The organism is Solidesulfovibrio fructosivorans JJ] (assembly GCF_000179555.1).
Classification (GTDB): domain Bacteria; phylum Desulfobacterota; class Desulfovibrionia; order Desulfovibrionales; family Desulfovibrionaceae; genus Solidesulfovibrio; species Solidesulfovibrio fructosivorans.
In genome coordinates, this window is record NZ_AECZ01000014.1 from 1 (window position 1) to 13,003 (window position 13,003).

At 60.4% G+C, this 13,003-nt stretch carries 12 protein-coding genes and 1 riboswitch; of the genes, 6 read left to right on the forward strand and 6 right to left on the reverse strand.

The features are described from left to right. Nucleotides 1–120: 120 nt before the first annotated feature. Genes DESFRDRAFT_RS11130 through DESFRDRAFT_RS11140 form a run of 3 tightly spaced genes read right to left on the reverse strand, consistent with a single transcriptional unit; the run spans nucleotide 121 to nucleotide 3,905 of the window. Nucleotides 121–1,671, reverse strand: a complete 1,551-nt coding sequence (locus DESFRDRAFT_RS11130) for a cytochrome c (RefSeq protein ID WP_005993933.1) — start codon at nucleotides 1,669–1,671, stop codon at nucleotides 121–123. A 2-nt stretch (nucleotides 1,672–1,673) separates the two neighbouring features. Then, nucleotides 1,674–3,026 (reverse strand): c-type cytochrome, encoded by a 1,353-nt coding sequence (locus DESFRDRAFT_RS11135; RefSeq protein WP_005993936.1) that lies wholly within the window; start codon nucleotides 3,024–3,026, stop codon nucleotides 1,674–1,676. Nucleotides 3,027–3,029: 3 nt separating this feature from the next. Then, nucleotides 3,030–3,905 carry a c-type cytochrome gene (locus DESFRDRAFT_RS11140; RefSeq protein ID WP_005993939.1) on the reverse strand — a complete coding sequence of 292 codons (876 nt, stop codon included), beginning with the start codon at nucleotides 3,903–3,905 and terminating at the stop codon, nucleotides 3,030–3,032. Between the two features lie 293 nt (nucleotides 3,906–4,198). Here DESFRDRAFT_RS11140 and DESFRDRAFT_RS22935 point away from each other — a divergent pair, with 293 nt between their 5' ends. Genes DESFRDRAFT_RS22935 through DESFRDRAFT_RS11155 form a run of 3 tightly spaced genes read left to right on the forward strand, consistent with a single transcriptional unit; the run spans nucleotide 4,199 to nucleotide 5,929 of the window. Next, nucleotides 4,199–4,450, forward strand: coding sequence for a hypothetical protein (locus tag DESFRDRAFT_RS22935; protein WP_233489602.1), 252 nt, complete (start codon nucleotides 4,199–4,201; stop codon nucleotides 4,448–4,450). A 9-nt stretch (nucleotides 4,451–4,459) separates the two neighbouring features. Continuing rightward, entirely contained in the window at nucleotides 4,460–5,704 is a 1,245-nt protein-coding gene (locus DESFRDRAFT_RS20765; protein WP_005993941.1) for a GGDEF domain-containing protein, read from the forward strand. A 54-nt stretch (nucleotides 5,705–5,758) separates the two neighbouring features. After that, nucleotides 5,759–5,929 carry a rubredoxin gene (locus DESFRDRAFT_RS11155; RefSeq protein WP_005993943.1) on the forward strand — a complete coding sequence of 57 codons (171 nt, stop codon included), beginning with the start codon at nucleotides 5,759–5,761 and terminating at the stop codon, nucleotides 5,927–5,929. A 205-nt stretch (nucleotides 5,930–6,134) separates the two neighbouring features. Here the strand turns inward: DESFRDRAFT_RS11155 and ribB are convergent, their stop codons facing one another. Further along, nucleotides 6,135–6,779, reverse strand: a complete 645-nt coding sequence (gene ribB, locus DESFRDRAFT_RS11160; RefSeq protein ID WP_005993945.1) for a 3,4-dihydroxy-2-butanone-4-phosphate synthase — start codon at nucleotides 6,777–6,779, stop codon at nucleotides 6,135–6,137. A 121-nt stretch (nucleotides 6,780–6,900) separates the two neighbouring features. Beyond that, a riboswitch (FMN riboswitch) is annotated at nucleotides 6,901–7,132 on the reverse strand. Nucleotides 7,133–7,289: 157 nt separating this feature from the next. Here ribB and DESFRDRAFT_RS11165 point away from each other — a divergent pair. Beyond that, the gene (locus DESFRDRAFT_RS11165; RefSeq protein WP_005993948.1) at nucleotides 7,290–8,108 is read left to right on the forward strand and encodes a TIM barrel protein; all 819 of its coding nucleotides are present in this window, start codon (nucleotides 7,290–7,292) and stop codon (nucleotides 8,106–8,108) included. A 201-nt stretch (nucleotides 8,109–8,309) separates the two neighbouring features. Here the strand turns inward: DESFRDRAFT_RS11165 and DESFRDRAFT_RS22180 are convergent, their stop codons facing one another. Beyond that, nucleotides 8,310–8,405, reverse strand: coding sequence for a MetS family NSS transporter small subunit (locus DESFRDRAFT_RS22180; protein ID WP_005993950.1), 96 nt, complete (start codon nucleotides 8,403–8,405; stop codon nucleotides 8,310–8,312). A 3-nt stretch (nucleotides 8,406–8,408) separates the two neighbouring features. Then, on the reverse strand, nucleotides 8,409–9,917 hold the full coding sequence (locus DESFRDRAFT_RS11170) for a sodium-dependent transporter (protein WP_005993953.1): 1,509 nt from the start codon (nucleotides 9,915–9,917) through the stop codon (nucleotides 8,409–8,411). Nucleotides 9,918–10,459: 542 nt separating this feature from the next. On the opposite strand from DESFRDRAFT_RS11170, the gene DESFRDRAFT_RS11175 reads away from it, so the two are divergent. Both DESFRDRAFT_RS11175 and DESFRDRAFT_RS11180 read left to right on the forward strand, forming a co-directional pair. Continuing rightward, entirely contained in the window at nucleotides 10,460–11,695 is a 1,236-nt protein-coding gene (locus tag DESFRDRAFT_RS11175; protein ID WP_144005014.1) for a glutaredoxin domain-containing protein, read from the forward strand. Between the two features lie 107 nt (nucleotides 11,696–11,802). Then, nucleotides 11,803–12,846, forward strand: a complete 1,044-nt coding sequence (locus tag DESFRDRAFT_RS11180) for a sensor histidine kinase (RefSeq protein WP_005993956.1) — start codon at nucleotides 11,803–11,805, stop codon at nucleotides 12,844–12,846. Nucleotides 12,847–13,003 lie beyond the last annotated feature (157 nt).

Here is a 13,003-nt window from a genome sequence, read left to right on the forward strand (position 1 = left end):
GTTTTCAATGGGGCGTGTTATGAAGATAATACAGCACCATTGTTAAAAGTCTTTGGAAAGGGGGTCCGGGGGGAGAACCTTTCGTAAGACAAGGTTTCCCCCCGGTCTTTTTCTTGCGCGTCAACGCGCGGTGCGGAAGGTGTTACTGATGGTGGCGAGGTCCTGGCGCGTGGTTTCGGGCAGGGCGCGGTAGGGTTGCATGACCGTTCCGGGGTAGCCGTCGGTAATGATGGCCAGGGCGCGTTCGGGGGTCAGGGCAAAGCGGCGCAGGTCCGGCGAGGCCGGGAGCAGGGTGCGGCCGAAGGGCGTGATGCCGCCGTCCACGCCGTGGCACACGGAACAGGTCTTGCTCCAGACCTGCATGGCCTCGGAGCCGACCGGATGGTGCGCCGGCTTGGGCGTGGCGTCGAACATGGAAAAGCGCGTGGAAAGGGTATCCAGCAGCTTTTCCAGTTTTTCCCGGTCGAAGAGCCGGAAATACGGCATGCCCGAGCCCGGGGTGCCGCCCACCAGGATACCGTAGATGTAGTCCCTGTTCGCCCGGATGGCGGCAAGGTCCTCGGCCGGGACCACCAGCCGGGCGGCGGCCGGGCCGTCCCCATGGCCGGCCTTGCCGTGGCAGGGCTGGCAGGCCCCGACATAGATGGTGTCGCCGTTGTCGTAGACGGTGTCCAATTTGGCCGTGAAGGCGGCCAGTGCTTCCTTGCGGAACGGGGCGTACGCCTGGGAACGCGCCTCGCGCACGGCCACGGCCGCGGCATGGGCCGGGGCCAGGTCCCGGTCCTGGAGAAACTGCCGGGCGATGAGCATGGAGACGAAGATGACCGGAAGCAGGACAAGCAGGCTGCGCGGGCCGGTCGGAACCGGCGCCGGGCGCAACGCCCAAAGCGTCAGCATGGTCCCGGCCACGCCCACGGTCACCGCGCCGAGCACGGGCCAGTCGAGTCCCGAAGCCACGGAAAAAATCAGCGGGATGCCGATGACGACCTGGACGAGCGTTGCGCCGAAAAGCCAGTTGCGCAGCTTCGCGGCTTTTTCGGGATGTTCCCTGGCCGAAAAAAAGAGGTGGAAGGCCGCGCCGAAGACCAGCGCCGCGCCGACGATATGCAGGTAGCGCAGCAGCCAGTGCGGCGCGAAAACGCCGTCCGGGCGAAAGCCCTCGGCCGCGAATCTGGCCCAGAAATCCTGGCGCTCCATCAGCGACAGGGCTCCGGTAAAGATCGCCGGGACGGTCAGGAGCGCGCCGACGCCGAGCACGCCGCAGACGACAGCCAGCCACGGACTGGAGCTGATCTTGTGGCCAAAGGCGTCGATGAGCAGGAAGGCCACGATCAAAAGCGGGATCACGGCCAGCCAGGCATAGGAAAAAAGGCCCGTGATGGTGAAAAAGGCGTGGGGGTAACGCACCTGGATGATGAGCAACGGGGCCACGCCGAGCACCACGGCCAGGCTTTTGAGGCCAAGGTGCGTATGCACCACCCGTTTGTTCCAAAGTTGGGGGCCAGGGTCGCCGCTCAGCCGTTTTTGGATGAAAAAGAGCAAGCCGAGCAGCGCCGTGCCGAGCATGAGCAGCACGAAAAGCAGATGCAGGCCGAAGGTGACGAAAAGCATCCCATGCAGCCAGCTTGCCGGCACCGGCATCGAAAGAAACAGATCGGTCCCCTGGGACATGGCTACTTCTCCTTGGGCGCCGGCCCTTGCAGGCGTGCATCCTGGTTGGCCAAGGTGAAAAGGTAATTGGCCAGAAGCAGGCGTTCCTGTTCGGTGCCGGTAAAAGGCGTCATGAACGGGGCCAGGCCCTCGGTGATGGCGGTGATGGCGTTAACGCCGTCCAGGGTGCGGCCGGCGATGCGTTTGCGGATGTCGTTGATGCCGCCTTCGGTGTGGCACACGCCGCAGTTGGCCGCAAAAAGCGCCGCCCCGTCGCGCATGGCCGGGGATTGGATCCCGTTGTCGTTGACCCAGCGCATGGTGGGCATAAACGCCTCGTTTTTCGCGGCGAGCCCCTTGCTTTCCACCAGCGGGATCTGGTTGGCGTACAAGTAGCCCGGCAGCAGATACGGGCCGCGCACGAACTCGCGCACGCGCTCGAATTCCGTCACCAGCCCCACGCACAGGATGATGGTCGGGACGCAAAGCGCCCGGCAAAGTCCCGGCCGCCGCAAAAGCGCCGCCAGGGCCGTCGCCAGCACCAGCAGTCCGGCCAACCCGTTGGCCAGGGGTAGGAAATCCGGGCGTTGCGACAGGGCCGAGGTGGCCACGGCGAACTTCCAGTGGGTGAGGTAGGTCATGGGCACCCGGGAGAAGTAAACGAAGCAGCTCGCCGTGGCGACCAGGGCCGCGCCGAGAAAGATTGCGCCGGCAAGGCGCAACGCCCGGCCGCGTTCCTCACGCGGACCCTTGTACCGCCAGGCGATCCAGGTGACGACGAAGAGCGCGCCGAGCGCCAGGCCCTCGGACACCCGCAGAAAACATTGGGGAATGAAGGTCGGGTTGAAATAGGCCCGCCTGAAGCCGCCGGAAAAGGGCCAGCCGTCGGGGGTGAGCATGAAGCCCAGGATGCCCGAGATGAGGATGGCGGAACAAACCGCCATACCGACGTAGCCCCAGCCGAGGATCATGAGCGTCCTCGGCCGCTCTTCGGCCAGCCGGTCCCAGAGATAGTAATAGGTCAAAAGGAGCACCACTTCCGAGGTGAACGCGCCCCATTCGATGAACCAGGGCCAGAAAAAGAGGTGGATGAGCGACCCGATGCCCTCAGGGGCGAGTGTCCCGGTGATGAACCAGATGCCGACGCCCGTGACCGCGCCGATCGAGGTCGTGATCACCACGGTCGGCCCCAGGAGCGTACGGCTGATTTGCCCCCAAAACGCCCCCCTGCCCAGGTACGTCATGGTCTGGAACAGCGCCAGCATGGCGACGAGGCCGATGGCCACGCCGTGGCTTATAAGCACGTGCAGCACGGCATTGAGGGCGATGGTCATGCCATTGCCGAGACCCGGAATGTTCAGGATGGGGAAGATCATGGCTTACTTCACCTCGGACAGGGGGATGATCTGCTCGACCTTGTCGGGGTGGGTGCTGACGAGCTTGGGACGCGGTTTTTCGTGCACGAATCCGGCCACGTCCAGGGCCTGCTCCTGGGTCAGGGTCGGGGCGCTTTTGGGCATGTAGCGCCAGGTGAACACGGAAAAGGTGCGGATGCGGTGCATGCCGGCCCCGTCGTTGTAGGAGCCGTCGCCCCAGAGCGGCGGCGCGATGGGCGTGCCCTGGCCGTTGTCGCCGTGACATCTGGCGCAGACGTCCGTGTAGACCTTGGCCCCGTTGGCCACATCCGGCTTATGGGAATTGCCCAGGTCGTGGGGCAGGGTCCAGGGCTGCTCGGCGTAAATGGGAATGCCCTTGGATATCCACTGGAAGTAGACGAGCAGGGACTGCATGATCTGGCTGTTGTAGGCCGGGGCGGTGCCGTTCATGCTGCGTTCGAAGCAGCCCTGGGTGCGCAGGGTCAGGTCGGCGGTGTAGTCGCGGCGGGCTCGAAAGAGCGGATAGCGCGCCCCGACCCCGACCAGGGAAATGCTGTTGATGCTGCGCCCGCCGTCGAAGTGGCAGTTGGTGCAGGACAGGTCGTTGTTGATGTATTTTCCGGCGTACTTCTTCGTCTCGGTCATGATCCTGTAGCCGAGCATGACCTCGGCGCGGATGCTTTCCGGGGCGTCCTCGGGACGGGGCGGATTGAAGAGCTGCGGGACGGCCGGGGCCTTGGCGTTCTGGCGAGGAGGCGCCTGGGGCGTCTCCATCCGCTTGGTCACGAGGGTGGACCGGAAAAAAGCCAGGATCCAGACGCCGAAGACAAGCAGGAGTGTTGCCAGCACCAGCGCGAAATACACATTGCGGTTTTTCATGAAGGCTCCGTACTGCGGGGACTGTGGCGGACGCGAATCCGCCCTGCGGGGAAATCGCCACCCCAACAGCGCGTCGGGAATAAGGATGCCCCGGGGCTTTGGGCCCTGCGAACGCGACGATCCAACCGCTTTATTTTAGGAACTATGGAGTTTTTATCAGCACCGCTTCGGATGTCAACTTGGGCGGGAATAAAACGAAGAGATCCGGCTCGCGACGCCGTGGCCAATGGACGGTGAATAACGTACGGGCGGACGGCTGGTTGCGAAGGCCATTGTGTTATACGCGAGGTGTTTTGATATATTTCGAGGCAGTTGCCGATCTGATCGAGAACGGGTTGCCGTTTCAGAAAATGCCGGGGATTCGGGTGGCGGAGATCGTCGAGGGGCGGGCGCGGCTTTTCATCCCGTTTCGCGAGGACCTCATCGGCGACGCGCGGCCGCCTCGCGTTTCCTTTTTTAAAACGGCAAGAACAGGAAATGCGTTGCATCTACCGCATATTCCACGCTATGAAAAAAAATTGTTTCTCATGCACTCGAAACCGTAAGGCCGGAGCATGCTGCAATCGTTGGATATACGGACGGTGCTCTTCGAAGGCGCGCTCGTCTGCTTCGCTATTTTCGGGATCATGGCCTATCATTGCCTGGCCAGAAAAACCTATCCCGGATTCCGCTACTGGACCTTCGGCTTCATGTGCGTGGGCACGGGAGCCATTCTCGTTGCGCTGCGCGGAAACCTGCCCGATGTTCTTTCCATTATACTGGCCAATCTGTTGATCGCCGCGATGCCGTTCACGCTGGCCTGGGGATTGACCGTTTTCCTGGATGTTCCATGGACGCGTCGAACGATTCATATCGTCATTTTCGTGGCGCTTCTCCTGGCCCTGACCTGGTCGACGTATGTCTCACCGAGCCTGTATTGGCGAATTATATGTGTTTCTCTTGTTTTCCTCGTATTTTTTGCCGAAGCACTGCGGATTGCGGTCAAACATCTTCCCGAGGCGCTCGGCGCGCAAAACTGGCTTCTCGTAACGATGATCGCTTTTTCCCTCGTCTCCATGGCGCTACGGCTCGGCATCGCGGCCTCCATGGGCTCTTCACTGACCTTTTTCCGAAACGGCGGCGCATGGCAAAGCGCAGCAATCTTGCTGACCATTTTGAGCATGGTCGGCATCATGGCCTCCCTAATCATTCTAAACGCCCAACGCCTGGAGCTCGAACTCAAGGAAGCCAATCGCAAAATCGAAATCCTCGCCAATCAGGACGGGCTGACGAGTCTTTTCAACAGAAGATATTTCGACAAGAAGCTCGTACAGGAATTCAAACGGCTGCAACGCAGCGCCCAGCCGCTATCCCTCATCATGGCCGACATCGACTGTTTCAAGAACTTCAACGACACGTATGGGCATCAGGCCGGGGACGATTGCATCCGCGCCATCGCCGACGCTTTCAAACAGTCGGGCGGCCGCGTGTCGGACATCGCCGCCCGCTACGGCGGAGAGGAATTCGTGATGCTCTTGCCCAACACGGACACGCGCGGGGCCAATACCGTGGCGCGGGAAATAAGCGAACGGGTGACAGCGAAAGCCATTGCGCACGCCACGTCGGTCGCGGCTCCCATCGTGACCCTCAGCATGGGCGTGGCCACGATCATGCCGGCCCGGTCGATGCGGCCCAAAACGCTGGTCGAAATGGCCGACCAGGCGCTCTATGCCAGCAAATCGAACGGTCGAAACCAAATCCGCAACTACGCGCCAGAGCAAAAGACGCGGCTGGCCCCCACCTGCGCCGACACGGCTTGACCAAGTCCGGACGCGGCGCTAGCGCATGTCCGAACGCAACAAAGGGAGCTTGCCATGGCGCTCGATCGCTACATCTGCCTGCAGTGCGGCTACACCTACGATCCCAAACGCGGCGATCCCAAAGGCGGGATCGAACCCGGTACGCCCGGTGAAAAACTGCCCGAGGACTGGCGCTGCCCCGTCTGCCAGGCCGACCAGCGGCAATTCGCCCGCCGTGATGATTAAGGGGAATGAAAAAACGAATGCCGGGGGGAAACCTTTCTGAAGAAAGGTTCTCCCCCCGGCACCCCCTTTCCAAAGACTTTTAATAATGGCGCTGTGTTACCTTCACAACACGCCCTGTTGAAAAGTTTAGGAAGGGGAGAGCGCGAGAGGGGAGAACCCTTTTTAAAGGGTTTCCCCTCTCGCGCTTTTCTTCTCTTCTCTAATCTTACATATCGCCCACGGCCTGGCGGTAGGCGGCCAGGGCGGCGACGGTGACCAGCGGGAAGCCGTTGGCTTCGGCGAAGCGTTGGATCTGCGCGCCCTTGGCCATGGTGCCGTCGGGGTTGGTCAGCTCGCACAGGACGCCGCAGGGCGAGAATCCCGCCAAGCGGGCCAGATCCACCGTGGCCTCGGTATGGCCCCGGCGTTCGAGCACGCCGCCGGGCTTGGCGACAAGCGGAAACACGTGGCCCGGATGGGCCAGGTCGCAGGGCTTGGCGTTCGGCGCGATGGCGGTCTTGACGGTGGTCACCCGGTCCGAGGCCGAAACGCCGGTGGTGACGCCCTCGGCCGCCTCGATGGTGATGGTGAAGGCCGTGCGGTTCTTGCAGGTGTTGACCGTGACCATGGGGGTCAATTCGAGCTGCTCGGCCTTTTCCCCGGTCAGGCACAGGCACACGATGCCGCTGCATTCGCGGATCAGCATGGCCATTTGCGGGATGGTCAGCGTTTCGGCCGCGAAAATGAGGTCCCCCTCGTCCTCGCGGTCCGCATCGTCGGTGACGACGACGCCTTTGCCCTGGCGCATGGCCTCGATGGCCCGCACCACACTCTGATACTCGTTTTGGACACCGGAATAGATCTGATTCATGGCGTGCTCCGTACGCGGTCTTGGCTTGCCAGAATCAGGGCGGAAATGGAGACGACCGGATGGACCGCGCAAGGCGGCCCGTCGGCCTCGCGCCGGCCCGATGCCGGCGAGGGGAACGCCGTCTGCTCCTCTTGCATCCGGACTGTAACCGTCGGCCCTGGCCTCGCACCAGGTCTGCTGACCTTCGCGTCGTGAAGGACCGGCAGGCGGTCCTTGCGTTGCGATCTGGAGGGATGCCTCCGTCCGGAGCCGGTTTTTCCCGGTCCGTGTCGCGTCGTCGCGAAGCGCTCGCGGGCTCCCCGGATTTCCGGGATACCGCCGGTGGGGACTTTCACCCCGCCCTGAGGACAACGGGGCTTTGATAGCCCCGCCGCGTGCGCTTGGCAAGGGGGAGCGAAAAAGCGAACCGGGGGAAACCTTGTCTTACAAAAGGATTCTCCCCGGCCGCCCGGGAGGGAGGACGGCCGGGGAAGACTCGCGGGGGATTGGGAAAACGTGTAGGGTCCTACCATGGACACGCTTCTTTTCGGCATCTCAGGCCTGCCGCGCGGCGACGGCAAGCAAAAATTCGCCTACCCCACGGCCATTCCCTATCTGCGCCGGCTCGGCCTCGACGCCATGGAGCTGCCGTTCGTGCGCTCCGTCAACGTCACGGAGAAAAACCGGGACGCGATCCTGCGCAGCAAGGAAGAAAACGACTTCTATCTCTCGGCCCACGCCTCCTACTACATCAACCTCAACGCCGCCTCGCCGGACAAGCGGGAAGCGTCCCTGGACCGCATCCGCCAGGGGGCCCGGGCCCTGGCCATGGTCGGCGGGCGCAGCCTGGTCTTTCATCCCGGCTTTTACCTCGGCCAGCCGCCGGAGCAGGCCTACGCGACCATCCGCGACAACCTGCGCGCCTTGCCGGACATGGGCGTCGATTACCGGCTGGAGACAACCGGCAAGGGCACGCAGTTCGGCACTGTGGCGGAGTTGCTGGACCTCAGCCGGGACGTGCCCACCTGCAAGCCGTGCATCGACTTTTCCCACATCCACGCCCGGGGCAACGGGGCGCTTACGCGCACGGCGGATTTCGGCAAGGTGCTTCGCGCCGTGGCCGACGCCCTGGGCCCTGAGGCGCTTAACGACATGCACATCCACATAAGCGGCATCGAATACGGCCCGAAAGGCGAGAAGCGCCATCTGGGCCTGCGGGAAAGCGACTTCAACTACAAGGCCTGCCTGCGCGCCCTGCGGGAATATGCCGTGAAAGGCTGCGTCATCTGCGAGGATTCGCTGCTCGAATACGACGCCCTGCTGCTCAAAAAGACGTACAACGCCCTGTAGCCGGCGGCCATGGGCAAGGCCGCGCCGGCAAGCCGCCCTCTTCCGCCGGCCTTCTTCCCGCCGAGGCTCCACGGCCAACCCGCCGTCCGCGCCACGCAAAAAGCGCCCCGGTTTCCGGCGCGATACCGACAAACCGGGGCGCTTTCCACTGTGTGGCCCCAGGCGGAAGACCCGTCGCGGGTTTCGCGTCCCTGACGCTTCTTATTTCCCCTTGAAGGCGATGCGGAAACAGGCGATCGCGCCGCCCCAGGTGATGCCGAGGCCGAAAAGCATCATGACAATGGCGCTGGTGGACATGGCCTAGCTCCTTTTCAGAAAGTTCCTGTTCGTATTTTCGATGAGGGCAAAGGCATGGTTATGCCGCGAGCAAAAGGCGGCGAAGGCGATGCAGACAAAAAGCGTGGACCAGCCGAAGGCCAGCGTCGCCGTGCCGGAGTAGCCGCCGTAATTCTTGGACACATCGCCCACGAAATTCGACACCAGCATGAAGCAGAGCATGGCCGGGGCGACGAACCGGATGCTGAGGGACCAGAGGCCGCCGATTTTGATTTCCGAGGAGCTGTTGATGTAGGCGCGCAGGTCGTCGACTCGGCAGAACCAGGCGACGAAGATGATCTCGATGACGCCGCCGATGAGCACGCCGAAATTGTTGATGAAGTGGTCGACGATGTCGAGCAGCAGCAGCCCGCCGCCCGTGGTGAAGACAATGCTGATCAAAAAGCCGACGGAACAGAAGATGACGGCCGCCTTCTTGCGGGAAATGTTCATCTTTTCCATGAGCGCGGCCACCACGACTTCATTGAGGGAAATCATGGAGGACAACCCGGCCACGGAAAGGGCCAGGAAGAACAGGGTGCCGAAGAAGATGGGCGCGGGCATCAGGTTGATGGCCGTGGGCAGGGTGATAAAGGCCAGCCCGACGCCGGAGGTGGCGATCTTGCTGATGGGAACGCCCTGCTGCTGGGCCATGTAGCCGAGCACGCTGAAGATCATGATGCCGGAAATGATGCTGAAGCCGCAGTTGATGAAGACGGTCATGCAGGCGTTGTTGCTGATGTCCGACTCCTCGGGCAGGTAGCTGGCGTAGGACAGCATGATGGCGAAGCCGATGGACAGGCTGTAGAAAATCTGCCCGAAGGCGTCGGCCCAGACCTTGCCCTCCTTGATTGCGGAAAAGTCCGGCGTAAAAAGCCAGTTGAGGCCGTCGACCGCGCCGGGGAGCATAAGGCCCCGGCCGATGAAGACGAACACCAGCAGGAAAAGCAGCGGCATGAAGATCTTGTTCGTGCGTTCGATGCCGCTTTTCACGCCGGTGAAGACGGCGAAAATGGTGAGAAACCATGCCGCGGCCGTGGCGATGAGGATTTCCGGCCGCACGCTGCCCCAATGCAGGGGCGAATCAGTGGCGGCCAGGAATTTCGTAAAGAAAAAGTCCTTCGGCGCCGTGCCCCAGCCCTGAAAAAAGGCGAGCACGAAGTAGTTGAGCGCCCAGGCAACGACAACGGCATAATAGGTCGTGATGATAAACGACACCATGACCTGCCACCAGCCCAGCCATTCCCACTTCCTGGAGATGGAGGAAAAAACTTTCGGCGCGGAGCCGATGAATTTTTTCCCAAGGCCGAATTCGAGGATCATGAAGGGAATGCCGGCAATGAGCATGGCCGCGAAATACGGGATGAGAAACGCGCCGCCGCCGTTATCGTAAACCATGTACGGAAAGCGCCATATATTGCCGAGACCGATTGCCGAACCTACGGCGGCCATGACGAATCCGGTGCGCGAACCCCACATCTCTCTTTTTTGCATGTCGTCACAACTCCATTGAAAAGTCAGCCCATTGCATGATCATTCCATGTGACCATGCGACACGGTGGAAACACTTTCCCATAGCCCCGGTTCACCCGGGACATTGCGCAGTTTCCCGCCTTGCAAGACGTCTTGGCTCAAGGGGGCATGGCGGATGGAGCCTACCGGCATGGCCGCGGCCACTACCCGGTCGTTTCGCCGGCCGCTGACGCATGGGGCAAGGGTCGTGAACGGCGAAGCCGCACGACGCGCAACTCCAGGCAATGCAAGAGACGACTTCGAAGACAAGGGGCCACACGCAAACCATTTTCAAGGGAAAAAGTCCAGCCCGAAGACCGCCCGGCCAGGCGGCCGCAATTGACGAAGGACCAGGCGTGTGGAACAAGATAAAGAACGGAAAAAGCCCTTCATGTCGCGCACAACCCTCTTCATGTATCCAGGCCGGGCACGGGGCATGGCTTGGATCAAGGGCACACTCCTGGACGAGGCCTCCGCGATTCCTGGCGCGGCAATCCAGGAACACCGTGATGGGGGACCAAAAAATGAAACGCCTCGTTTCAGGCCGTTTGCTTCTCCTCCTGGCTTTGCTTGTTTCGACCTCCCTCGCCATGGCCACAAAGAGTGCTGCCCAGCGCATCGAATTGACTTTTTTTTGGAGCAGCGAATGCCCGCATTGTCATAACGCGCTCCCGTTCCTGGAGAAGTTGGCGCGAGAGGACACAGGTCTCACGATCCGGTCCTACAACTTGAATGAAGACCCGCAGTATTTCGAACGCTACCGGGAGATGGCCGCGGGCTTCGGCCAGGAGCCCATGGCCGTTCCGGCTTTCTTCGTCGGAAACGAGATGATCGTCGGTTACGACAACGAGGCAGGGAAAGGAGCGGAGATCATCAGGGCAATCCGTCGAGCGCGCGGGGACGATGGCGAAGAACCGTCGACCGAAACTTTTCTCGATGTGCCCATCCTCGGCCGGCTGGACGCTCAAAGACTTTCGCTCCCGGCCCTGACACTGCTCATCGGTTTCCTCGACGCTTTCAATCCGTGTGCCTTTTTCGTGCTTCTCTTCCTGTTGAGTTTGGTGGGCCACGCCAGGAGCCGGGGACGGATTCTTCTCATTGGCGGCGTTTTTGTCGCGACTTCCGGGGTCGTCTATTTCGGTTTCATGGCGGCTTGGTTTAACGCCTTCCTGCTCTTCGGAGAAATGAGCATGCTTACGCGAGCAGCCGGCGTCCTCGCGATTGTGGTGGGAGCGGTCCATGCAAAGGACTACTTCTGGTTCCGACGCGGCCTGTCCCTCAGTATTCCCGAGGGAGTCAAGCCCGGCCTGTTCCGAAGGATGCGGAACCTGACCGCCGCCGCGTCCCTTCCGGTCCTTTTCGGGAGCACGATCTTCCTTGCCTTGGTTGCGAGCGCCTACGAAATCCTTTGCACGGTGGGCCTGCCCATGGTCTTCACGCGCGTACTGACGCTCCATGCCTTAAGCATGACAGAATATTACGGCTACCTCTTACTCTACAACATCGTCTATGTCCTGCCGCTCCTGGCAATCGTGTTGGCCTTCGCCTTCACCATGACCTCGCGCAAGCTGCAGGAGGGCGAAGGCAGATTTCTAAAACTTGTATCCGGAATGATGATGTTGGCCCTTGGGACGGTTCTCCTGGTGTATCCCCCTTGGCTGACACGTCCCCTGGTGGCCATTGGTCTCGTGGCAGGATCGCTGGCCGTGGCGTTTGTGGTAGCCAGCCTGGGACGGGCCTTTCTTCGCTGGCGGCAATAAAATAACGAGAGAGATGAGGTACCAGGAGAGCAAACACCTGGGTTGGCATGCAGTTATGAAGAAGCAATTTTCGCAGCGTCACTGACAAATCAATCGAGGAAGGACCTATGGGCAAAGCATATTTTCCTTCTCATATCGTGGACATCATTCCAATTCGTCTTGCTTGCTACGATAAGGAATTACGTCTCATTTGGATCAATAGTTACGCAGCCTCCATAATTGGGAAACCTGCCTCGGAACTACTGGGTCGCAATTGCTGCCAAATCTGGCAAAAGTGCAAGCAACCCTTCATGCGTTGCCATATGGTTCAAGCCAAGGAGAGCGGCACGCCTCAGACTGCTGAGATTGCCACACCGGATGGCAGGACATGGCTTCTTTACGCGTTCCCAGAGACCGATGCCGATGGCCAGTTGCTTATGATTTATGAATACGGACAAGATATCACCGAACGTAAACGGGTCAAGGAACTAGAGGAGGAAATACAGGCTATTACCAGCCACGATCTGAAGTCTCCGGCCATCAATGCTGTCCATGTAGCCCAGCTTCTTGCCAGGGCCGACAATCTGACGGACGAGCAACATGAGCTTATTTCCGAGTTGGAGTCAGCCGGCCGTTCAATGTTGGAAATAATAAATGGCACACTCACCCTGTACCGTATAGAAAAAGGAAATTACAAACCGCGCATTGAGACTGTGAAGTTAGAAACCATAGTGGGAGAGGCAAGGGATATGGTTGCGGCGCTATCTCAATCCGCAGGAATACCGATTGATATAGAACTAAAAACGAAATCGAAAGAGGAATTTATGATTCAATCTGAGCCATCCCTTCTACGCACAGCCATAATCAACCTCCTTAAAAACGCGGTCGAGGCTTCTCCGACCGGAGAACGAGTCATCGTACGAGCCATTCCTGGGCCGCCACCGTTGATCAGCATTATGAACAAAGGCGCGATTCCGGCAGCCATTCGCAGTCAATTCTTTAATAAGTTCGTTACATTTGGCAAAAAAGGGGGAACAGGTCTGGGAGCTTGGTCGGCGCGTAAGATGATCGAGGCACAAGGTGGAACTATCACAATGTACACCACGGAGGAGAAAGGGGGCTCAACCAGTATTACAATTGAGTTGCCTTCAGCCCTTACGAGTATGACCTAGGATGCTAACGATTTTTTATCATCACGCCATACATGTCCAAAAGTCTGAATTCCACGCTGCGGGGCCTCAAGCATTTCAAATAACCCACGGTCATTTCTTATATTCCTCAAAACAAGGTCCTCCTTGGTGAGGGGCGCGCCGGGGAAATAAAACAGAA

Excerpts from the sequence above, each read along its gene's own strand:
- ribB (WP_005993945.1), bottom strand. The coding sequence starts at position 6,779 with ATGAATCAGATCTATTCCGGTGTCCAAAACGAGTATCAGAGTGTGGTG.
- DESFRDRAFT_RS11135 (WP_005993936.1), bottom strand. The coding sequence starts at position 3,026 with ATGATCTTCCCCATCCTGAACATTCCGGGTCTCGGCAATGGCATGACC.
- DESFRDRAFT_RS22180 (WP_005993950.1), bottom strand. The coding sequence starts at position 8,405 with ATGTCCACCAGCGCCATTGTCATGATGCTTTTCGGCCTCGGCATCACC.
- DESFRDRAFT_RS11170 (WP_005993953.1), bottom strand. The coding sequence starts at position 9,917 with ATGCAAAAAAGAGAGATGTGGGGTTCGCGCACCGGATTCGTCATGGCC.
- DESFRDRAFT_RS11175 (WP_144005014.1), top strand. The coding sequence starts at position 10,460 with ATGAAACGCCTCGTTTCAGGCCGTTTGCTTCTCCTCCTGGCTTTGCTT.
- DESFRDRAFT_RS11165 (WP_005993948.1), top strand. The coding sequence starts at position 7,290 with ATGGACACGCTTCTTTTCGGCATCTCAGGCCTGCCGCGCGGCGACGGC.
- DESFRDRAFT_RS20765 (WP_005993941.1), top strand. The coding sequence starts at position 4,460 with ATGCTGCAATCGTTGGATATACGGACGGTGCTCTTCGAAGGCGCGCTC.
- DESFRDRAFT_RS11140 (WP_005993939.1), bottom strand. The coding sequence starts at position 3,905 with ATGAAAAACCGCAATGTGTATTTCGCGCTGGTGCTGGCAACACTCCTG.
- DESFRDRAFT_RS11180 (WP_005993956.1), top strand. The coding sequence starts at position 11,803 with ATGGGCAAAGCATATTTTCCTTCTCATATCGTGGACATCATTCCAATT.
- DESFRDRAFT_RS11155 (WP_005993943.1), top strand. The coding sequence starts at position 5,759 with ATGGCGCTCGATCGCTACATCTGCCTGCAGTGCGGCTACACCTACGAT.
- DESFRDRAFT_RS11130 (WP_005993933.1), bottom strand. The coding sequence starts at position 1,671 with ATGTCCCAGGGGACCGATCTGTTTCTTTCGATGCCGGTGCCGGCAAGC.